This is a genomic window from Sulfitobacter sp. R86518, from assembly GCF_042466275.1.
GTDB lineage: Bacteria > Pseudomonadota > Alphaproteobacteria > Rhodobacterales > Rhodobacteraceae > Sulfitobacter > Sulfitobacter pontiacus.
Genome location: NZ_JAXHCA010000005.1, coordinates 496,345 through 517,955, shown reverse-complemented (window position 1 = coordinate 517,955; position 21,611 = coordinate 496,345). Strand labels below are relative to the sequence as shown.

The window sequence follows — 21,611 nt, the reverse complement described above, 5'->3', positions numbered from 1 at the left end:
GGCCGGTAAGCGGCACAGCAGGAACGGGCCGGCACCATGACCAGCCCGCCCCGAACTTTCGAAAGGTTCAGAAAACGACAGAGAACCCGCCGTCTGCCAAGGCCTTGCGGCGCGCCTCGGACCAAGCGGCTTCCCAGTCAGAGGGGTTGGACGCTTTCGTCGCTTCCCATGCCGCGGCCAGCGCTTCTTGGCGTTTCACAAGTTTGTCGTTATGCGCCTGCGCGGTGTCGGACCAAGCGCCCACTTCTTCGAAATAGCGGATCGCCCCTTCGTGGTAGGGCACCACCCACTCCATGTTATGCTTGTCCAGCGCCCAGCCACCGATGCCGGGGGAATTGCCGTCATATTTCGGGAACAGCTCTACCATCGCCTTGGTCATATTATAGACCAGCGCTTCGTCCGTGGCCGCAATCGAGGTCAGCACCGGATAGGCATAGCCCGCGCCCTGATAGCCGTCGGTCCCGTCGATGGTGGCCCCGACCTTGGCTTTGTTCAGCGTGAAGAAGGGGGCAATTTCCTGCATGCGGGCGAAACCCTCGGTGTCGTCGGGATCAATCGGCGGCCAGAACAGCCCGCGCGGCCCCGCTTCGGCCTCATATGCCTTGCCCGAGTTGGTCGACGCAAAAGCCGCATCGACCTGCCCTTCGATCAGGCCGGTCCAGCTGGCCCCGAACCCGCCGAAATCAACCCGCTCCACATCGTCCCAGGTCAAGCCGCCATAGGCCAGATAGGCTTCGGTGTTCACGTTCAACGCAGGGGCACCCACGATATAGGACACACGCTTCCCCTTGAGGTCGGCATAGGTCTCGATCCCCAGATCGCCCGCGACACCGACCGCAAGGTTGATCGCGCCACCGTTGTTCGCCAGCAGCACGCGGATCGGCTGCGGGCCCCAGTTTTCGGCCCCGAAATCAAACACACCTTCCTGCGCCATAAAACTACCGCCCACACCCGTGGCCGAGAATTCAACCCGCCCCTGACGCAGCGGCTCTGTGCGCGACACGTCGTTCTTGCCCGGCAGCACGCGCAGGTTCACCCCCGCGGCATCTTGCAACGCAGCACCGATTGCCACGGCCTGATTATAGCCCGCCGACCCGGTGTCATAGGCTGTCCAGCTCAATTGACGCGGCAGGTCCAGATCCTGCGCGAACGCCATGGAAGCCGTGAACCCAAATGCCACGACCGTCGTCTTCAATACGTTCATATCTTTCCTCCCAGAAATTCCTGCGGCGCAAAACATTCGCGTTTGCTGCAAGGTTAGCGGCCCGTTTTCTTGTGAAACGTGGTTCCGCCCTGTGGAAAAGGATAAGAGCGCGCCTTTCCTTAAGTCAACAAAAGACCGCGAGAGGCGCGGTTGCGCAGGGTGACATCAATCAGAGGTAGACCAGAGATGTTCTGACGCGGGAACGCCCGCTTTGCGCGCCGCCGCCATCAATTGCGCCAATGTGCCTGCATCCAGCGGAATACCCTTGGCCGATCGCTCTGCCGTGCAGCGCCTTTCGGGGTCGCCGGGGAATTGCACCCCCGCCGTTCCGGGCGCCGCCGGGGATGCCTTGACCCAATCTGTATAGCGGTCCACATCCACACCAAAGCTTTGCGCAAGACCAAAGACATTCGGATCGATCAAGATCGCCATCATGTTGTTCACGATCCGGTCGGGCACCTCGCGCTCGGGTGCATAGGCCCCGCCCCCGCTGAACGATCCACCTAAGATATCCCCCAGCAAGGCGAGCCCGAACCCTTTATGCTGCCCGAAGGCCGTCAACGCCCCGCCCGCACCGTCAAATACCACCGACGGATCGCGCGTTGCATTGCCCTGCGCATCAATCAACGCCCCTTCGGGCGCAGGCTTGCCGCTAAGCTGAGCGACACGCGCCTTGCCCATGGCGATGGTACTGGTCGCCATATCCAGCACAAACATCGGATGCTTTTCGGTCGCCGGTATCGCCGTGCAATAAGGATTGGTGACAAACCGCGCATCACTGCCGCCGAACGGTGCCACCAGGGGGCGCGCGGACTGAACATTCGCGTAAAGGATGCAGATAAACCCCGCCTCCGCCGCCATGATGCCCCAGTCGCCCAACCGCCCAAGGTGAAAGCTGTTGCGCAAGGACAGCGTCGCGAAATGGTGGGTCTTCGCACGATCAATCGCCAGCGTCATTGCCTGCTCTGCCACGATATGGCCAAAGCCACGGTTGCCATCGACCAAGAGGAACGGCCCCTTGTCCTGCACCAGCTCGATATCGGCCGCAGCGTCCAACTGCCCTGCGAGAATACCGTCCACATAGGCGGGTATCATCCCCACCCCGTGGCTGTCATGCCCCGCCAGATTAGCCCCCACCAACCGCGCCGCAACCTTCGCCGCCCGCCCTGCATCCTTCCCTGCATACGCCAAAATAGCCGTCGCAAAATCCGTCAACCGCCCCGCATCAACCGCCATCGGTCTGTCCTCCCCCCAATATGCTGTCCACGCCGCCTCTCCCAAAGCGAACGCCCACGATCGCAGCCTCGCGCCAAGAAGCGGAAACTGCAAGCCGGAGGGTCATCGGAAGCGGAAGGTGTCAATGCGGGCGTCTACGGCGGGGAATTTTTCAAGGGAGAGTTTAAATGGTGCCCAGGGACAGCTTGGGTTTCCCGGACGCGTTCCCGTTTGAGCAGGTTGAAGAAGCTCTCAGCGACCGCATTGAAGCTCCTATATTCGTCAAGCCTTGATCCGTGTGGATCAGGACGCGTCGCTTAGGTTTGCGTCGCCAGACAGCCATCAGAAGGGCTTGCAGCACGAGGTCTGTTGGTTGCCGCGATTGTGTCGCCCAGCCGATCACACGTCGTGAGTAGAGATCGATGATACCCGCCAGATAGAGAAACCCCTCATAGGTTTTGATGTAAGTGATATCGGACACCCAGGCGGTGTCTGGCGCTGTCACATCAAACTGCCGGTCTAACGTGTTGTCGACGACGACTGACGGCCTTCCACCATACTTGCCCGGCTTACGTTTGTACCCGATCTCTGCGCGGATCCCGGCCAAACGGGCCAACTCACGCTTGAGCCTGCGGTTCTCAGCTTCACGGTCACTAGATGATGTCTGTGACCCAGCTTTTGCGCAGAGCTTCATCCATTTGTAGAGCGAATATGTACTAACGCCGAACCGTTCCGAAGCCTCGCGAACGGCATACCCCCGCACTGTTATCTGATGGACTGCATCGCGCTTGAAATCTTCACTGAAATTTGGCTTCTCATAACGGCCGCCTTGCCTCAAAGTTAGGGAAGAAAGCGTCTACAAATCTAGGGGCTATTCAAAGGTCCAGCGTCAAATCGGGGAAAAGGGTTTGGAATTGGGGTAAGAGTGGCATGATGTGCAGTTGTGCGAAACTGCTGGGCGCGGCAGAGCGCAAGGTGCCATGGGCACCGACACCCTTGCCGCCCAACGCCGCCTGTGCGGCCTCTGACTGCGCGAGAATTTCGCGAGCATAGGGTAGAAAATCCGCCCCTTCCAGTGACAATGAAACCTTGCGGGTGGTGCGGCGTAGCAGCTCCACCCCAAGCTCGGCTTCCAACTTGGCGAGGCGGGCGCTTGCCACTGCAGGTGCAAGGCCAAGTTCACGACCCACAGCGCTGATATTGAGCCGCTCTGCTGCCATTACAAATAATCGCAGGTGATCGGCGTCCATCAATTATACCCAAAATCAAGAAAGTGAACTCCACTCTCGGCAGCTTATTGCGTGAAGCACAAGGTATAAATTCGCATCCTAAGGATGACATCAACTCAAGGCTTTTGGGGTAATCCGCCGCGCAGACTGGCCCGATCATGATGGAAAGGAGGCTCTGATGACACAGACCGGAACCGTAAATTATCACGTCCACAAGCCGTTTCGGCAGGCGTTCGAAATTGATGTGGATGGCGTTGCTGGCAACCTCATCGAGCCGGAGTTTTTCGCTGCCAAGATCGCAGTGAAGGATCAACGGAACTGCGAGGCCGTCACGGATTTTGCAGAGGATGGCTTTGCTTTTGCCAACTCCCCAACGGCTATATTGGATTTCGAAGGTGGCAATTGGCAAAGCCTATATGATGCCGAACTGGCCGATCTATTGAAACAGGAAGTTGGCGCAAAAGAGGTGATCACCTTTGATCATACAGTCCGCATCGATGATCCGCAGGCCAAGCGCCGCCCGGCCCGCCACGTCCACAGCGATTATAGCCGCGAGGGTGCGGAAAGGCGTCTTGTGGATATTCTGGGCCCTGGACAGGCCGATGAATGGGCGCAGGGTCATTATGCCTTTATCAACGTCTGGCGCCCGATCGCGAACCCGATCAATTCGGCTCCGCTTGGCTTCGTTCGTCCCTCAACTGTTAAAGACGCAGATTGGATCGTGATTGACTTGATCTACCCCGATCGCAAGGGCCAGGTGATGGGGTTGGCAAAAGACGACGCGCACGAATGGGTTTACCGCTCACGGATGACGCCGGACGAGGTCGCGTTTTTCAACATCTACGACAATTCCGGCCGCCCCTGCGTTGGCCACAGTGCGATTGATCTGATCGAGGACCCGACAGTCACGACGCCCCGCCAAAGCATCGAGAGCCGTACGTTGCTTCGCTATTAAAGAGCGCCCACCCGCGCCTTGCACACCTGAGGAGACATTCACATGACCAAGACAATTCTTATCACCGGCGCGACGGACGGGATCGGCCTTTTGACAGCCAAGACGCTGACTGCCGAGGGCCACAACGTCCTGTTGCACGGCCGCAGTACGGACAAGTTGGAAGCCGCGGCACACGAGGTCGGGGGCACTCCGGAAACCTACCGCGCTGACCTTTCGCTGCTGGAGGATGTTAACGCCTTGGTGGCAGATGTCCGTGCCAAACATGACACCCTGGATGTGTTGATCAACAATGCCGGGGTTCTGAAGGTTCCCAACACACAGACAGACAGCGGGCTGGATGTGCGTTTCATGGTCAACGCAATCGCGCCTTGGGCTTTGACCGTTGGTCTGCTGCCGATCATCCCAAAAGACGGTCGCGTGGTGAGCCTTTCCTCAGCAGCACAAGCGCCCGTCAACATCAAGGCCATGCGCGGTGAGCAACAGCTTGGCCACAATGAAGCCTACGCGCAAAGCAAGTTGGCGTTGACAATCTGGTCGCAGGAATTGGCGCGCGAACACCCCGACGGGCCGGTGTTTGTCTCGGTCAACCCGGGGTCTCTTCTTGCCACAAAAATGGTCAAGGAATCCTATGGAATGGCGGGCAATGACCTGCGGATCGGGGCGGACATCCTGCGCCGTGCGGCAGTGTCCGAAGAATTCGCCAACGCCTCGGGGCAGTATTACGACAACGATGCCGGACGCATCGTACGGCCCCATCCCGCAGCCGCCGACCGCGCACATGTCGCGCAACTGATGGCGGCTATTCGTGAGCTGGCTGGCGCCTGAGGCGTCCCAAAACGTTTGCCGATCAAGGGGATTGCGCATTAAGCTAAGAGTCGGGAGGAGACGTGATGAGAGGTTTCATTACCTCAAATCAAACGGATGCGATTGCCGCGTCCTGGGACCGGTGTGCGCGGCAGTATAACCTGCGGCACGATACCGGGCGGCCTATCATGCGCCTCCAATCCTCCGAAGTTGCCCCCCCCCGACTTGAACAGATTGTCGAGAGCACCGGCGGCAGGCAGGGCTTCTTTCAACATCTCGCTTCGGTCGCGGGCGAAATCGGTCATCGTCTGGTTGTCACCGACGCCGATGGCGTCTCTGTGCGGATCGAGCATAGCGGGGCGACGAGTGGCTCTGACGGATGGAACGGCATCGCCCTTGGGTCATGTTGGGACGAACGCGTGGCCGGTACAAACGGCGTATCCATGGCCTTGCGAACGGGGCACGCAATCACTGTGCGCGGTGCGGATCATTACTTTTCGACGCTCAGACAGTTCGCCTGTACCGGCGTTCCGGTGCTGGATGCCAACGGGGGGATGATTGGTGCAATCAATCTTGTCTCTGTCGATCGGGGCAATCGCGCCGATTATCTGTTTGGACAGCAGCTGTTGGCAAAGACCGCGCATCGCATTCAGCGCAACCTGTTTGAAAAGCAATTCAACGACGCGATGCTTGTGACGGTCTCGCGTGTGGGGCGTGATCACGTCCTCTCCGAAGATGCACTGGTCGCCGTGAACGAGGCAGGGATGATTATCGGTGCCACTTCGACCGTTTCCGCCTGCCTTGACGGTGCAAACGCTGCATCGCTGAGGGGGCAGGCGTTCGAGGCGATCTTTCACGTCGACAGCAATCGGCTGGTGAATGTGCCCGAGAGGGTAGTTTCAATTCCAGCCAATCATGGGGCCGCCGTGAACCTGACGGTTGCTTTGCCAAAGACCGCCGCACCCCAACGGGTGTCCAAGCCGCTGCCGCCCGGCCCTGCGCGCAAACCGCGCTTGCCACCATCGCTACAGCAGTTGGCGACCGGAAGTCATAGCATGGCTGCCGCCTGTCGCCGTGCGCGAACCATGTTGGAAGACACAGCCATGCTGCATCTGGAAGGCGAAACCGGAACCGGGAAATCCGCGCTTGTGGCCGCATTGCTGCAAACCGATGCCCCTGACGCACCGGTTTTCGATCTGGATTGTGCGACGCTTGGCGAGAGTGACGCCGACACAGACCATTTGCGCAGGGTCATTGAGCAAGCCCGCGTCGTGTCAAGAATGTCCTATGGCAAGGGCGTCCGCGCGACCTTGGTGTTTGACAATGTGGACGAGTTGCCGCGCACTTCGCAGGCAGAGCTGCGACGTTTCCTGAATGAACAGGAAGAACACCGCCACCAAACGGATGATCATGGGCATGACAGCCGCCTGCGTGTGGTTTCCACCAGCCGCAAACCTTTGATAGACGCCGTCAACGCGGGGCATTTCAGAGACGACCTATTTTATCTTCTAACAGGCTCAAAGGTCTTCCTGCCCCCGCTTCGAAGACGTGAACATCCAGAGGTTTTGGCACAGGCCCTGTGCGCGCAGCTGACCGGTTGTAACGTCACCTTCAGCGCCGAGGCCAAAGATGCGCTTTGTCGCCTACCGTTCCATGGCAATGTCCGCGAAATGCGCGGCGCGCTTCAGAACGCATTGGCAACGGCACAGGACAACCGGATCAACCTGCTTGATTTGCAACAAGCCTCTGTTGGCGCTCCTCTGGCCTCTGCGATACCGAAACCGGTTTGCGCCATTGTACCCGCCAGTCCGGTAACCGCCTATGACGAACGCAGCATGATCCTTGATGCGCTCAGCAACAGTCGGTGGAATGTCAGCGAAGCTGCTCGCATACTTGGAATGGGGCGCGCAACGATTAACCGGAAACTGAAAATGTACGAGATCCGGCGGCCGACCTGAAGCAGGCCGGCCCACCGTCGCGTAAAAAAGGACCGCCTGTCAAAGGCGGTCAGAAGGCATGTGTGCATCATTTTGCCGAGCCTCACGTGCGAGGTGTGATAGAGTACAGATCACACTCACATTGTGGGTCTATTAGGCTTTTCTTGGCGTCCTCACAGGCCGTCGGCAGTAGCGGAATTCGCAAGGACACCGCTGGGTATCTTAAGGTTCTCAGGCAAGCTCGTCCTTGCCGTCGATGATGGAATGAACGCTGGTCGATCCTTTATGGCGGGCCTCAAGATAAGGCGCGTAGTCCGGATCATTCACGAAATCGCGGGCGGCTTGCGCATCCGGCCATTCAAGGATCACGCGCAGGGCTGCGGGCTGGTCTTCCCCCTCGACCTGTTCGTGGCTGGTTGTGCGCGCAATATACTTGCCGCCATGTTTGGCGATGATCTTGCCGACCGGCTCGATATAGCCGGGTATCCAGCTGTCGTCGGTGGGTGTCACGGCCAAAACTGAATAGGCTGTCATGGATTGGTTCCTCCTCTTTGGTATCGATTACCCTTGTTGTGAGCGCGGGTTCGGGTTCAGGCCGCTCGGCGACCTAAATGCTGTGTTGCGCGTCCGATGTCGCGCTGTGCTATTTCATTGAGTGATGCCGCCAATGCGTTCATCGGATCACGCTGCGACGGGATGGCCCTGTCCAACGTCGTGTGAACCCCCGCGTCAATTGGGCCAAGGGAAAGGTCACGGTGAAACGCATCGACGGCTGCTGCCCCGGCGGCCAGATCGCCCTCCACCAAAATCAGCGCATGCGCCAGAATGCGGCGCTGCCCGTTGCCAACAGGACGTATGCGCTGCGCGGTGCCAACGGCTTTGCGGCCCTTCAAGGACAGGTTCCATGCGCCGTCACAAAAGCTGTTCGGGGTCGCACCCGTCGCCCAACCGGCGGGGATTGCATTCTGAATGATCCGTGTGATCAGGCGGTAACCATCCTCAATGGAGAACGTCCGATCAGCGGTAAACGCCAGCGCGAGGTTTAACACCCCCGGACCTTGGGGGACCGCGCCGCCGCCCGTGGGGCGCAGATACAACGGCCAGCCGCGCGTGGCTGAACTACGCTTCGCCGTTTCAAATCCGGGCTTGAGCCTCAGGCTTGCCGGACAGACAAGCGCGCGGCGGCGTGGGCTCCAGAGACAGGTTACAGCGCCTTGCGCCGCGAAGGCCGCTGCCTCAAGGGCAAGCCCCTCGGCCACGCGCTCCACATATGTGAGAGGTGCGTTCACACCGCCATCCCTTCAATCTCTTCGCAGATGGAAGTCAGCAGATCACCCGCTGGTGCGCCATCAAGCGCGCGATGATCAAAGGTCAGCGACAGGCCCACATGGGGGCGCAATTCGATCCCGCCATCCTCGCCCCGCACCGCGCGATCCGTAAAACGCCCGATACCAAGGATGCAGATTTGCCCTGCGTTGATGATCGGGGTGAAATGTTCCACCCGCGTCAGGCCGAGGTTGGAGACGGTGAATGTGCCGCCGGTCATTTCTGTCACGGTCAGCTTGTTGATCTTGGCCCGCGTGGCCAGATCCTGCCGCGCACGCCTTTGAGAGGGACGACCTTGGTCATTCGACCGACCCGATGACGGCACCCTTGGGCACAACGGCATCGGCCTCTTCCTTGATCCGCAGGGTGCCAGAGGCTGGTGCGTTGATCTCGTATTGCACCTTGGCGGTCATAATCTCGACCACCAACGCGCCTTCTTCGACGGTCGCGCCATCATCAGCAAGCCAGCCGGTGATCACTGTTTCTTCGTCCTCTTCCCAGAGGTCGGATGGGATGACGATATCTGTTGCCATTTGAAGTGTCCTTTCCTGTTCGGGGTCGCGCTGCATGCGACCCCGTTGATTAGTGATTTGTTGGTTTTGGTTCGGCTCAGACCGCTTGCATCTCGTCCCAAGCGGCGACGATCTTGTCAGGGTTGGGCAGGCAAAACTGCTCCATCACCCGCGCGAATGGGATCGGCACATCGGGGAAGGCAACGCGTTTCGGCGCGGCCTTGAGAACCGAGATATCATGCTCGGTCACGGAGGCGATGATTTCGCCCGAGAGGCCGTAGCTCATATAGTCCTCGTCCACGACGATCAGCCTGCCGGTCTTGGCGACGCTGGCGCGGATGGTGTCACGGTCCAGCGGCACAAGGCTGACAAGATCGACGACTTCGGCGCTGACACCTTGTTCTTCAAGCTTTTTTGCCGCCTTCAGCGCGTTGTGAACGCCCATTCCGACACTGATGATCGACACGTCCTTGCCTTCGCGCACGACCTTGGCCTTGCCGATTTCCAGCGTGTAGGGCTCTTCCGGCACATGCACAGTCGCGCCCGCCTCGGTACCAAGCCACCCCATGCCCTGTAGCCCCTTGTGGTACATGTAAACCACCGGACTGTCGTCGCGCATGGCGGCCGTCATCAACCCTTTGGCGTCATAGGCATTGGATGGGGCCACAACCTTCATTCCGGGCAGGTGAGCAAAGGTGCCGTACAGACACTGCGAATGCTGGCCGCCGTCGGAATAGCCACCACCGGTTGAGGTCATCAGAACCATTGGCACTTTCACGTTGCCGCCGGAGAAATAGATGTTCTTGGCCATCAGATTGTAGATCGCATCAAAGCAGACGCCAAAGAAGTCGACGAACATCAGTTCGACCACCGGACGCATACCATCCTGCGCCGCACCAACAGCGGCACCGATAAAGGCAGTTTCCGAAATCGGTGTGTCGCGGATGCGTTCCGCCCCGAACTCTTCGATTAACCCACGGGTATTGCCATAGACGCCACCCAGAGGACCGATGTCCTCGCCCATCACAAAGACGGAGGGATCGATGCGCATTTCCTGTGCGGTGGCTTCGGCCATAGGGCGGGCGATGGTCAGTTTTCTCTCGTTCGATTTGGTCATGTCTCTCCCTCCCGTTTATGCTGCGAACACGCGCGTCAGCGCATCTTCGGGGGCTGCATCATCGCTTTCGCGGGCGAACTTGATCGCGGCATCAACGCGCGCAGCAAATTCTTCCTCGATCGTGTTCAGTTCCGCCTCGCTGGCAGCACCTTCGGCAAGCAATCTTTCCCTCATTTTGGGGATCGGATCTTTTTCAAACAGCGCGTCCTTTTCCCCTTCGGGGCAATAGGCCTCGGCGTCACCCATAAAGTGGCCCGCTAAACGGTAGGTTTCACATTCCAGCAGCGATGGGCCTTCACCCGCTCGTGCTCGGGCAATCGCCTCGCCTGCTGCTTCAAAGATGGCATAGGGGTCGTTGCCCTCAATCCGTTTTCCGGGGATGCCATAAGCCGCCGCGCGGTCTGCATGGCTGCCGATGCTGCTGGCGGTTTCTTTGGCGACAGAAATGCCCCAGCCGTTGTCCTCGACCACGCAGATAAAGGGCAGGTTCCAAACGGCAGCGAGGTTCATCGCCTCGTGCCAGCCGCCTTGGTTCACCGCGCCTTCACCGACGAAGGCAACGGCGACGCCCGGCTTGCCTTGCATCTTGCGGCTGAGCGCCGCCCCCACGGCGGGGCCCATGCCCTGCGCGATAATGCCAGAACAGGCAAAGTTCACATTATCATCAAAGAGATGCATATGCCCGCCGCGACCACCGGATAAGCCGGTTTTCTTACCGAAGATCTCGGCGGCCATTTTATCCAGATCAACGCCCTTGGCGATGGCCTGATGGTGTGGACGGTGGGTGGCTGTGACCACATCCTCGGGAGTCAGGTGCGCACAAACCCCCACCGCCACTGGCTCCTGCCCGTCGGACAGGTGCATTTCACCCGGGATCGGCCCATTGGCCATGTTGAACGCCGGTGATTTACCCTCGAAATAGATCTTCGCAATGGCCTCTTCGAACCTCCGGCTCGTGACCATATTGCGATACATCCAATGCTGTTCTTCGCGTGTTGGTGACATGAATTCCTCCTCCCATGTGCGCGGCCTCTCCCTGCCGCATGAACGCTGGAAGTAGGATTGAACCTGTTGGGCTGCGGAACAATGACGCTGAAGCCCACGCGGGGCTTGATCGCGCAAACTGTCTCACCGTGAGACAGTTTGAGACACATTGAGCCAGAGTGTGGCGCACCTTGAGCAGGAATTGGTCTGCGCGTCGAAGAAAAACGGACATCGACTCAGCATTAAAGCCGTTATGCAGTTTATATTCAAAATCCGAATTCTGTAGCTAACTTCACCCCCGTTTATCCAAAATTTGGATCATCTCATCATAGGGGCACGACAAAGAGCTTCGGCTCACAACTCAAGCCCTGCGCAAAACAGGGCACCACAACGGAGAGATGCTATGAAGTACGAGAATTTCACAACGTTTAGCGTCGATGTCAAAGATGCCATCGCTACCGTGACGTTCGATTATGGAACGGTCAACGTTCAGGGACAAGAGATGCTCGCCGACCTGAACAGCCTTGCCATGCGGCTTGAGCGGGACCGCGATACAAAGGTTGTAATCTTCCAGTCGGCGCACCCCGAAATCTGGGTGGCGCATTACGATACGGAACTTCTTAAAGATATGGCGATCGAAGCCGTTTCGCGCGAAAACGCGGTATTGCTTGACCTACAAATGGTATGCGAACGGATTAGCAGGGTGCCGCAAGCGACCATTGCGAAGCTGGAAGGGTTTGCACGTGGCGGAGGCCATGAACTGGCACTGGCGCTCGACATGCGGTTCGCCGCACGCGGAAAATTCAAATTCATGCAAATGGAAGTCGGCATGGGCATTCTGCCCTGTGGAGGCGGCGCGTCGCGCATGGCCCGTCAAACCGGTTTGGGCAAAGCGTTGGAAATTATCCTTAGCGCAAATGATTACGACGCAGATGATGCGGAACGGTTCGGCACAATCAACAAGGCGCTCGAGCCCGATGAGATCGGCCCCTACGTTGATGCACTGGCGCAGCGCATTTCCAAATTTCCCGCGGCTTCGATTAACGCCTGTAAGCAGATGGTTTACGAATCCATCGACAAACCAATTGAAGAAGCCCTGAAGGCAGAGGCCTATTGGCTTTATCAAGCAACCAGCAAAACCCCGGCCATCAAGCGTTTCACAGTGGCTGACGAACAAGGGCTTGAGCACGACATCGAGAACCAGCGCAATTGGGGCGATCTGGTCATGAAGGTTCAAGACATCAACTAAACTCCCCTTATTAAGGGCACTACTCAAGAACCGCGCCCGTATTCACGGTGCGGTTCTTTCTATTTGGTCGCCGTCCACGTGCAGATGACAGCATTACCTCCGGAATCCGAAAACTGAACTCCGAATTGCACCGATTACCCAAATATTCAGACGTGTTAGTTCTGTGTCAACAAACACATCGAAAGGAAGATCCGATGAAAACCATGGCCCTCTCCGAATACGGACCCAACTCCCCCTTTGCATTGACCGAGCTGCCCAAACCAACCGCAGACACCGGTCATGTGATTGTTCGCGTTCAAGCAACGAGTATCAACACAATCGACATGATGATCCGCAATATGGGCACGGACCTTGGCTTTGCCCCCGCTACACCTGCTGTTTTGGGCATGGATTTTGCTGGTACGATTGAAGAAGTCGGCGAGGGTGTGAGCGGTTTCGCCGTGGGCGACGAAGTATATGGCTGCGCCGGTGGTCTGGCCAACCTTCAGGGCGCTCTGGCGGAATACATGCCGGCTGATGCACGGCTGATCGCGAAAAAGCCGAAATCCCTATCCATGCGTGAAGCAGCCGCGATCCCGCTGGTCGGGATCACCGCTTATGAGGGGCTCAAGCGGGCCGGCGTAAGCGAGGGTCAGAAGGTACTCGTGCATGGCGGTTCTGGCGGTGTCGGGCACATCGGCGTGCAATTGGCCCGGTCACTGGGGGCAGAGGTTTATGCCACCGACAGCGGAGACGAACGCCTATCTGTTGTGCGCGACCTTGGTGCCGGAGCGATCGATTTCAAGGCGGAAACCGTCGAGGATTATGTCGCCAAACACACAGGTGGCAAAGGTTTCGACGCGGTGCTGGATACAGTCGGCGCTGGCAACCTGACGAACTCGTTCAACGCGGTCGCCTTGAACGGCAAAGTGGCGACGACGCTCGCGTTGGCAGAGCTTGACCTGTCCCCCGCCCACCTGAAGGGTGCCTCACTGCATGTCGTATTCATGCTGATCCCGATGCTGCACGACAAAGACCGCGCAGACCACGGTGCAATCTTGGCCGAACTGGCAAAGCTGGTTGATAGCGGCGCATTGAAACCGGTGGTGGATGAGCCCCAGTTTACCCTTGAAGAAGTCGGTGCAGCCTATGACCGGCTTGCCAGCGGAAAGGCAATCGGCAAGGTAGTCGTGGACGTATAACGCACCACAAGGCGCGTTCGGCATGGCGCGGCGGGCTTCGGCTCGCCGCGCCATTCGTTTTTCCGAAATAGGATTTTGAAGAAAAACTGCGTCCCAACCCGAACGGATGATTATATCCATTAACCGAATTTTGATTACATAATATGCCCGTTTATCAATCGAAGGGGGATCAATAAGTGTTGCTTATCAAACCTGCTCCAACATAAGAAGGATGCTTCTAAATGACCCTTTCATCTCTTCAACAAGCCCGTGCCATTGCGCGCCCAAGCCGGGAACAAATGCTCAACCGCGAGTTCTCTGTCCAACAATTCTGGAACCAGAACCGCGATCTGTTTGAACGCGCTTGGTCAGAATGGCAGACGGAGAACGAGGCGAAGCTGCCTCAGCTCGACAGCTCTATTTTCGATCCGAAACTGCGCGCGGCTGTGGAGCAAGCTTGGGTAGATCCGACAGCCGAAGATGCGGTCAAGGACCTGTGGGAAGAAGTCTTCCCCGGAGTTTATCGCGCGCAATTCTTTGATGTCGAACGCCTTGCGGCCCTGCGTGAATACCTTGACGGCGTTGCCGATGCGGACATCCCATTGCGCCCCCCTTACGGGATCGTGCTGAACCGTGGTGGCGCCATGCTTGACCCGCGCTCCGAAGGGTATCTGGCCGCGCCCGGGTTTCAGGGCTTCTACCGCGAGATGATGGACGCCTACATGCGGCCCGTGTCTCGTCTGCTATTTCCTGACGTTGTAGGCTACGACACACAAACATTCGGGTTCTCTATCCGGTGGCAGGCCAGCAAAGATACGTCCCTGCGCCCTCATTCGGATGCCTCTGCGGTGACACTAAATATCAACCTGAACCTGCCCGGCGAAGGGTACTCCGGTTCGGCCGTCAGCTTCATCGATCCGGTTTCACGCCGCGTTGAAAAACTGACGTTTGAACCCGGCACCGCCCTGATCCACCACGGCAGCGTCCCCCACGCGTCCGAGCCGATCACTGAAGGCGAACGCTATAACTTTGTTCTGTGGCTGTATGGTCAACACGGACAAATTCCGCATGGCAGCACCCCGACGCCGCAAATCTCGGCCAAGGACAGGTGGTCCGTACCAACGGAAGAATTTGACAATTTCGCGCCGTTCTAAGGCCGGGTTGTCCCTTGACATAGCGATATATTCGGGCGGTTCAGGCCGCCCAGATATGCGACGGAAATAACGTGCTGCATGCCTGTAACATAAGGTTCATTAGCGCCTGTGCATCATGCGTTTATTCTCATCAACGGGGGTGCGACGCGCCGAGAGCAACCAACAAATAGCGAAAAGGGATGCCAAGCATGGAAAGCTTTGCCAACGATCTTAGTCAGATGCAGCGGACGCCCTTGCATGCGGACCATGTCGAAGCGCTACGAGAGGTTGGAACGATACGGACGTATGGCGCAAGCGACACGATCATTCGACCCGGTGATCCGCTGGAGGAATTGCTTTATATTGAAAGCGGCGAGATAGAGGTTGTGCATCCGATTACGCAGGAGCGGACAATCGCTGCCACGATGGGGCCATCCCAATTTACCGGTGAAATCGGGACGCTGTCCGGTGCGGTGTCGATGATCCAAATGAGGGCGTGTGAAACCTCGACAGTGATCGCGGTCCAAAACGCAGACCTGATTAAACTGATGTCCCGCATCCCCGAGATGAGCGATATAATTTTGACTGTTTTTGCCGCCAGACGCCGCGGAAACATCGAGCATGGACAAACCGAGCTCAAGTTGATCGGCGCGGATGTTGATAAAGATATTCAGAAGATCGCCGTCTTTGCACAGCGCAACCGGATCGCGGCGCAACTGATTGATCTTGAAAGCGCCGAGGCCGACGCGGAACGCACAAGCTGTGATCTACAAGGTTGTGGCCCTGCGGTGATTTTTGGCGGTGAGGTGATTTACGATCCGACGCCGGAAAAGCTCGCTCGGACATTGGGGCTTGAGCTGGTGATCCCGAACGGCGAAGTGGTCGATGTCCTGATTGTCGGGGGCGGGCCTGCGGGCGTAGCCGCAGGGGTTTATGCTGGTGCCGAGGGACTATCTGCCGTCGTCGCAGAAGATATCGCCATTGGTGGGCAGGCAGGCACCTCCAGCCGGATCGAGAACTACATGGGATTTCCAACGGGAATTTCAGGCGGAGACCTTGTGTGGCGCGGCGAAGTCCAAGCGATGAAATTCGGCACCCGATTTGCCATGCCATTGCGGATCGAGGCATTAGCCTATCGCGACGACCGCTTTTACGCGACCTGTTCAAACGGACGCGAACTCTGCGCACGGTCGATTGTGGTGGCTACGGGTGTTCAGTATCGCAAGCTGCCGATCCCGCGACTGGAAGAATTCGAGGGCGTCGGCGTTTATTATGCCGCCACAGAAATGGAAGCTCGGTTTTGCCGCAACTCGGAAGCCATCGTTGTAGGCGGTGGCAATTCCGCGGGGCAAGCGGCCATGTTCCTCAGCCGCACAGCTGCGCATGTGCATCTTCTGGTGCGCTCCGGCAACCTTGCCGCGTCTATGTCGGACTATATGTCGTCGCGTCTTGAGGCCGATCCACGGATAACAATCCATTACCAAGCAGAAATTTCCGATCTGCATGGCGATGACAAGCTAACCGCAGTGACGGTGAAAAACAAAGCCGACAGCACGCATCATCGCTATGACAGCCGCACAGTTTTTATCATGGCGGGGGCGGCACCCAATACAGAGTGGTTGGCTGGGCACGCCGCGTTGGACGATAAGGGCTTCGTTCTGACAGGCACCGAAAACGGTGGCCGATCGCCGTTTGAAACATCGACCCACGGCATTTTTGCAGTTGGTGACGTGCGGTCCGGCTCGGTCAAGCGAGTGGCGTCATCGGTGGGCGAAGGCTCGGTCGTCATGAGCGAAGTCTGGAACCATTTGAATAGCTGAACCCCAGTTGAAAACTTGACGGAGCCCCTCATGCACGTAGATTTTGAAGACGGAGAAACAGGGGGACGCTATGTCCTCCGAACCGAGGATGGTGAGGCCGTGTCGACCTTCTCCAAAGCTGGAGATAAGATCGTCATCATCGACCACACCGAAGTCGACGACGCCTTGCGGGGTCGCGGGTACGGGCAGATGCTTATCGAACGAATTGTCGCTGACATGCGAGAGCAAAGCAAAGAAATCGTGCCGCTGTGCCCTTTCGCCGCCTCAGAGTTTCGGAAACACCCCGAATGGGCTGACGTGCTGAACTAGGCTTATAAAGCATAGCGAAACACGAACATTTTCACAAATGTAAGTGTCTCATTTTGTGAAACAATGAGACGGTTGTTGGCGAACGCCTTGAGGTCAATCTCACGCCCAGTCCAATCCAATCCGGCCATATATGCACTGCTGTGTATATCGGGCACCATAATCCAAAACGGCGCTGTTCGGTCGTGGGTCGCAAGTTACCGGTCATTGTAAAAACCGCTTCACTGCCCCAAAGTCGGCACCTGCGCCATCTTTTGTTTGATAAACGATCTGAATTGCCGGACCCTAAGCGGCTCGATCCCGCCGGGCGGGCGCATGAAGTGAATGTTCCACTCCGGCGCTACGATATATCTGTCCAAGACGGTTACCAGTTCACCACTTTCAAGATGCTCGGCAACTTCCCATGTACATTTGCGCGCGATGCCAAAGCCGGAAATGGCAGCTTCGGTAACACCCTCTGCAAGATTGGTCACAAAACGGCCCGCGACTTTGACGGCATCTTCCTCCCCATGAGGCCCTTTGAACCTCCAATTCTGCAATGCATCGCGAATTACGCAGTCAAAATGAACCAGATCCTGTGGCGTTTGTGGTGTACCCATCGCCTTTAGGTAGTCTGGCGCAGCAACCAGAATACGTGGACATGAACTAAGCTTTTGCGCCTTGAGGCTCGAACTTTCCAGAGCACCCAACCGGATAGCACAATCGAACCCGTTATCCACGATGTCAAAAACCGTATCACTAAGGTGGAGTTGCACGGTCAAACCCGGATGCATCGACAAGAATTCCGTCACAAATGGCGCAATGTACTTCCGCCCGAATGAGGCAGGGCCAGCCAATCTTAGAGTGCCGCGCAGGACTTGATTTTCGCCACTTACGTCAAGCATGGCGTCCTGCACCGCCTCGAAAATCCGCTCTGCATGTTTCAGCAAGCGCTCCCCTTCAAGCGTCACACTGACGCTTCGAGTTGTCCGGTGCAAAAGCTGCGCGCCCACTTCGGATTCGAGTGCCTGAATGCGTTGCGTCGCGCTCGCCGGCGACAAACCAAACTCTGCACCGGCCTTACCTATAGCTCCCAACCGCGCTGCCCGAACGAACAATTCCAGCAATTTCAGATCGTTAATCATTATTTGTCATAGCCAAATAGTATATTACTTTTTGAAGCCATTATCATTCATTGACTTCATAGTATCTCACTCCCGGCAACGAGCCAAGACGCTTTAACCACGAAAGTATATGACATGATGAAACACTCCGTTCTGCCCATAGCCGCAATAGCCCTGTCGCTAAGTTCGCAGCAATCCTTTGCACAAGAAGCCACCGAGATCGTGAAATTTTCGGATGTTACTTATCAGCCGCTCAACCCAGCACGCGGAGACGCAGCACCTCAGGCCGGCGTGCTCTGGGGGGAAATCGCCAAAGACGTGCCCACCGGTGCCATTATCAAATTCGGAGAGAACTTTTCTTCGCCGCCCCATATTCACAACATTACCTATCGGGGCATCGTTATCGAAGGTGCTGGCCACAATGATGATCCCGATGCCGCAAACATGTGGATGGGGCCGGGCTCTTTTTGGTCACAGCCGGCGGGTGAGCCTCACATCACATCTGCGGCGGCAGAGGGCGGCGCAACGATCTTTTTGGAGATCCTCGAAGGGCCATATCTGGTCCGGCCGACCAAAGAGGCTTTTGACAACCACGAACTTCCAGTGAATTTGGATTCAAGCAACGTTGTCTGGCTAAGCACGGGTGATGTGACATGGATCGATCAGCCAGCCGCCAAGGAAAACACCGCCGCCCCGCAGCTCGCCTACCTTTGGGGAGAGACCAGCGCAACCAATGCAACATTCCTGAAAATTCCGGCAGGAACTTCCGGCACGCTCGAAAGCAATGCTGGATTGCTCCGCGCTGTCACAATCTCTGGCAAAACGGACCTAACCGTCCCGGAAGGTTCCACAGAAAGCGATCTGGTTCCCGGCAGCTATTTTGGCTCCGAAACAGGCGGATCATATGATCTGTCTTGCCAGATCGAAGATGATTGCATGCTGTATGTGCGTGCAGAAGGCAAATATACTTTCACCGGGAAGTAATCGCAGTGCCGCGGTCGTTTGAAAGATGGTTCTAATCCCAAGTTCAAGCGATCGCGGTCCACTGGCAAAGAAAATAGCAAGCTCCTGTATCGTGCATCCGCCTGCTTTTCTGAAATCGAACAAACCGGCACGTGGATCTGTCGACTTTCGGCAGGTCAGCTTTTTAGTGTAAAACGCGGAGCAATATTGGGCCACGGAAGCGGCTGCGTTTTGCAGTTGTAGCGGAGTAAAAGTCCGCCAGTTTGTGCCCTTCGTTTATGCGGAGGGCGGGAGATGTATTCTGTGGATATTTATAGCCGCGTGCGCCGCGCGTGTTTGAAGGACGGCATGTCAGCGCGGGAGGCCGCGCGTTACTTCAATAAAGATCGTAAGACGATTGCCAAGATGCTGCGCCATGAGCTGCCGCCCGGCTATCAGCGTTCAGAACCGCCACGCCGCCCGACGCTTGATGGGTTTGTTGGTGTGATCGATGAGATCCTTCGCACTGACAAAGCCTTGATCAAAAAGCAGCGACACACAGCAAAGCGCATATTCGAGCGTTTGCGCGACGAACATGGATATGCGGGCAGCTTAACGACGGTGACCTATTACGTTCGTGAGCAAAAGCGGCGGACCAAAGAGGTGTTTGTGCCGTTGTCGCATCTTCCGGGCCATGCGCAGGTAGATTTTGGCGAGACGCTGGGTGTGATTGGCGGCGTGGAATGCAAGATCCACTTCTTTGTGATGAGCTTGCCCCATTCGGATGCGGTGTTTGTGAAGGGATATCCCGCCGAGACAACCGAGGCGTTCTGTGACGGCCACGTGTCAGCCTTTGCGTTTTTTGGCGGCATCCCGCAGTCCATTCTTTACGACAACACGAAGATCGCAGTCGCCCGCATTCTGGGGGACAAAACCCGCGTCCGGACCCAGCGGTTCACAGAGTTGCAATCGCATTACCTGTTTGATGACAAGTTTGGGCGGCCTGCGCGAGGCAACGATAAAGGCAATGTTGAGGGGATGGTTGGCTACACCCGCCGCAACTTCATGGTGCCCGCGCCACGCTTTGACAGCTTTGATGATCTCAATGCGCACCTTGAAGCGAAGTGCCTGGCCCGACAGGGCGAGACACTTCGTGGCCACGACAAAACCATCGGCGAGCGCTTGATATCTGATTTGGATGCGCTGATGGGATTGCCCGTTGCGGAGTATGAAGCCTGCGATCACGTCAGCACACGGGCCACATCGATCTCGATGGTGCGCTACAAAGGCAATGATTACTCGGTACCGGTGGCCTATGCACACCATGACGTTCATGTGCGTGGCTTTGTACACGAGGTACTGATCGGTTGCGGCAATGAGGTGATCGCACGGCACCAGCGGTCTTACGCATCCGCGGATATGATCTTTGATCCGCTGCACTTCTTGCCGCTGATTGAGCAGAAGGTTGGGGCCTTGGATCAGGCAGCGCCTTTGCAGGGTTGGGAACTGCCGGACGTCTTCGCGACCCTGCACCGCCTGCTCGAAGCCCGCATGGGCAAACCGGGCAAGCGGGAATACGTTCAGGTCCTGCGTCTGTTGGAAACATTCGACATGGATGTTGTACAGGGCGCAATCAGTCATGCCATTGATCTGGGTGCAATTGGCTATGACGCTGTAAAGCATCTCGTGCTGTGCCGGGTTGAGAAACGACCGCCGAGGTTGGATTTAGAGTTCTATCCGTATCTGCCCAAGGCCAATGTCGCCATGACGCGGCCATCCAGCTACATGAGTCTGATCGGAGGGACAGCAGCATGACTGACGCGCCTCAAATCCTTCTGCACCACCATCTCAAAAAGCTGCGACTGCCAACGTTCCAAGGCGAGTATGCCAAACAAGCGCAGCTTTGTGCGGCCGAGAACAAAGACCATGTGCACTACCTGGCACGGCTGTGTGAGATGGAACTGATTGATCGCGAGCGCCGGATGATTGAGCGGCGCATCAAAGCGGCAAAGTTCCCCAGTACCAAGAGCTTGGATAGCTTTGACTTCAAGATCATACCCAGCTTGAACAAGCCGCTGACGATGGAGCTGGCACGCTGTGATTACGTTGATCGCAAGGAAAACATCATCGCCCTTGGACCGTCAGGCACGGGCAAGACGCACATCGCTTTGGGACTTGGATTGGCTGCATGTCAACGCGGGTTGAAAGTACGCTTCACAACGGCGGCAGCCTTGGTTCATGATCTGATCGAAGCCCAAGATGAGCGGCGATTGCAGCGTCTTCAAAAACAACTGACCAGCCAGAACCTCTTGATCATTGATGAGTTGGGCTTTGTGCCCCTCAGCAAATCCGGCGCAGAATTGCTCTTTGAGGTCATATCGCAATGCTACGAACGCGGATCCGTCATCATAACCTCAAATCTGCCTTTTGATGAATGGACCGAGGTCTTTGGATCAGAACGCCTGACTGGCGCGTTGCTGGATCGTTTGACCCATCACGTCCACATCCTCGAGATGAATGGCGAAAGCTACCGGCTCAAACACAGTCGCAAAAACCGACAATAATCCACCCACAATCAAAGACAGGAAAATGCTGGCCCAAGGGCCAGCATGCGC

The 21,611-nt window shown here is 57.2% G+C and carries 20 protein-coding genes and 2 pseudogenes; 11 read left to right on the top strand and 11 right to left on the bottom strand.

Going from position 1 to position 21,611, the window contains the following annotated elements; genetic code table 11:
- Window positions 1–67 precede the first annotated feature (67 nt).
- The 4 genes and pseudogenes from SJY36_RS03365 to SJY36_RS03350 form a co-directional block, all read right to left on the bottom strand.
- Complete coding sequence (locus SJY36_RS03365; RefSeq protein WP_386172973.1) at window positions 68–1,204, bottom strand: TAXI family TRAP transporter solute-binding subunit; 1,137 nt, start codon at window positions 1,202–1,204, stop codon at window positions 68–70.
- A 165-nt stretch (window positions 1,205–1,369) separates the two neighbouring features.
- Entirely contained in the window at window positions 1,370–2,440 is a 1,071-nt protein-coding gene (locus SJY36_RS03360) for a malate/lactate/ureidoglycolate dehydrogenase (RefSeq protein ID WP_386172971.1), read from the bottom strand.
- Between the two features lie 194 nt (window positions 2,441–2,634).
- Window positions 2,635–3,257, bottom strand: a pseudogene (locus SJY36_RS03355) (DDE-type integrase/transposase/recombinase); the annotation flags it as partial.
- A gap of 40 nt (window positions 3,258–3,297) precedes the next feature.
- Window positions 3,298–3,669 (bottom strand): annotated as a pseudogene (locus SJY36_RS03350) (LysR family transcriptional regulator); the annotation flags it as partial.
- A gap of 157 nt (window positions 3,670–3,826) precedes the next feature.
- Between SJY36_RS03350 and SJY36_RS03345 the strand changes: the two are divergent.
- The 3 genes from SJY36_RS03345 to SJY36_RS03335 all read left to right on the top strand — a co-directional run bounded on the left by SJY36_RS03345 (window position 3,827) and on the right by SJY36_RS03335 (window position 7,365).
- A complete protein-coding gene (locus tag SJY36_RS03345) occupies window positions 3,827–4,603 on the top strand; it encodes a CmcJ/NvfI family oxidoreductase (protein ID WP_386172969.1) in 777 nt (258 codons plus the stop codon).
- Window positions 4,604–4,645: 42 nt separating this feature from the next.
- Entirely contained in the window at window positions 4,646–5,428 is a 783-nt protein-coding gene (locus tag SJY36_RS03340; RefSeq protein ID WP_386172967.1) for an SDR family NAD(P)-dependent oxidoreductase, read from the top strand.
- Window positions 5,429–5,493: 65 nt separating this feature from the next.
- A complete protein-coding gene (locus SJY36_RS03335; protein ID WP_386172965.1) occupies window positions 5,494–7,365 on the top strand; it encodes a sigma-54-dependent Fis family transcriptional regulator in 1,872 nt (623 codons plus the stop codon).
- Between the two features lie 210 nt (window positions 7,366–7,575).
- On the opposite strand, the gene SJY36_RS03330 is transcribed toward SJY36_RS03335, so the two are convergent.
- The 6 genes from SJY36_RS03330 to SJY36_RS03305 form a co-directional block, all read right to left on the bottom strand.
- Complete coding sequence (locus tag SJY36_RS03330) at window positions 7,576–7,878, bottom strand: DUF1330 domain-containing protein (protein ID WP_386172963.1); 303 nt, start codon at window positions 7,876–7,878, stop codon at window positions 7,576–7,578.
- Between the two features lie 56 nt (window positions 7,879–7,934).
- A complete protein-coding gene (locus SJY36_RS03325) occupies window positions 7,935–8,633 on the bottom strand; it encodes a hypothetical protein (RefSeq protein WP_386172961.1) in 699 nt (232 codons plus the stop codon).
- Window positions 8,630–9,013 carry a 2-oxo acid dehydrogenase subunit E2 gene (locus SJY36_RS03320; protein ID WP_386172959.1) on the bottom strand — a complete coding sequence of 128 codons (384 nt, stop codon included), beginning with the start codon at window positions 9,011–9,013 and terminating at the stop codon, window positions 8,630–8,632. The genes SJY36_RS03325 and SJY36_RS03320 overlap by 4 nt, the downstream gene beginning before the upstream one ends.
- The gene (locus SJY36_RS03315; RefSeq protein WP_005851830.1) at window positions 8,970–9,203 is read right to left on the bottom strand and encodes a biotin/lipoyl-containing protein; all 234 of its coding nucleotides are present in this window, start codon (window positions 9,201–9,203) and stop codon (window positions 8,970–8,972) included. The genes SJY36_RS03320 and SJY36_RS03315 overlap by 44 nt, the downstream gene beginning before the upstream one ends.
- A 76-nt stretch (window positions 9,204–9,279) precedes the next feature.
- Window positions 9,280–10,299 (bottom strand): alpha-ketoacid dehydrogenase subunit beta, encoded by a 1,020-nt coding sequence (locus SJY36_RS03310; protein ID WP_386172957.1) that lies wholly within the window; start codon window positions 10,297–10,299, stop codon window positions 9,280–9,282.
- A 15-nt stretch (window positions 10,300–10,314) separates the two neighbouring features.
- Window positions 10,315–11,304, bottom strand: coding sequence for a thiamine pyrophosphate-dependent dehydrogenase E1 component subunit alpha (locus SJY36_RS03305; protein WP_386172955.1), 990 nt, complete (start codon window positions 11,302–11,304; stop codon window positions 10,315–10,317).
- A gap of 382 nt (window positions 11,305–11,686) precedes the next feature.
- On the opposite strand from SJY36_RS03305, the gene SJY36_RS03300 reads away from it, so the two are divergent.
- The 5 genes from SJY36_RS03300 (at window position 11,687) to SJY36_RS03280 (ending at window position 16,954) form a co-directional block, all read left to right on the top strand.
- On the top strand, window positions 11,687–12,532 hold the full coding sequence (locus SJY36_RS03300; protein ID WP_386172953.1) for an enoyl-CoA hydratase/isomerase family protein: 846 nt from the start codon (window positions 11,687–11,689) through the stop codon (window positions 12,530–12,532).
- 194 nt (window positions 12,533–12,726) lie between these two features.
- Window positions 12,727–13,713: a zinc-dependent alcohol dehydrogenase family protein gene (locus tag SJY36_RS03295; protein WP_386172951.1), complete on the top strand. Its 987-nt coding sequence runs from the start codon at window positions 12,727–12,729 to the stop codon at window positions 13,711–13,713.
- Between the two features lie 221 nt (window positions 13,714–13,934).
- Window positions 13,935–14,846 (top strand): 2OG-Fe(II) oxygenase, encoded by a 912-nt coding sequence (locus SJY36_RS03290; protein ID WP_278426380.1) that lies wholly within the window; start codon window positions 13,935–13,937, stop codon window positions 14,844–14,846.
- Between the two features lie 188 nt (window positions 14,847–15,034).
- Entirely contained in the window at window positions 15,035–16,645 is a 1,611-nt protein-coding gene (locus SJY36_RS03285) for an FAD-dependent oxidoreductase (RefSeq protein WP_386172948.1), read from the top strand.
- A 30-nt stretch (window positions 16,646–16,675) separates the two neighbouring features.
- Window positions 16,676–16,954, top strand: a complete 279-nt coding sequence (locus SJY36_RS03280; RefSeq protein ID WP_386172946.1) for a GNAT family N-acetyltransferase — start codon at window positions 16,676–16,678, stop codon at window positions 16,952–16,954.
- A gap of 218 nt (window positions 16,955–17,172) precedes the next feature.
- Here the strand turns inward: SJY36_RS03280 and SJY36_RS03275 are convergent, their stop codons facing one another.
- Window positions 17,173–18,075, bottom strand: a complete 903-nt coding sequence (locus tag SJY36_RS03275; RefSeq protein WP_386172944.1) for a LysR family transcriptional regulator — start codon at window positions 18,073–18,075, stop codon at window positions 17,173–17,175.
- A 114-nt stretch (window positions 18,076–18,189) separates the two neighbouring features.
- Here SJY36_RS03275 and SJY36_RS03270 point away from each other — a divergent pair, with 114 nt between their 5' ends.
- From SJY36_RS03270 to istB, 3 genes are all read left to right on the top strand, one after another.
- Window positions 18,190–19,038: a DUF4437 domain-containing protein gene (locus SJY36_RS03270; protein ID WP_386172942.1), complete on the top strand. Its 849-nt coding sequence runs from the start codon at window positions 18,190–18,192 to the stop codon at window positions 19,036–19,038.
- Between the two features lie 273 nt (window positions 19,039–19,311).
- Window positions 19,312–20,811: an IS21 family transposase gene (gene istA, locus SJY36_RS03265; RefSeq protein WP_286699790.1), complete on the top strand. Its 1,500-nt coding sequence runs from the start codon at window positions 19,312–19,314 to the stop codon at window positions 20,809–20,811.
- Window positions 20,808–21,560, top strand: a complete 753-nt coding sequence (istB, locus tag SJY36_RS03260) for an IS21-like element helper ATPase IstB (protein WP_286699791.1) — start codon at window positions 20,808–20,810, stop codon at window positions 21,558–21,560. Before istA ends, istB begins: the two co-directional genes overlap by 4 nt.
- The last annotated feature ends 51 nt before the right edge of the window (window positions 21,561–21,611 follow it).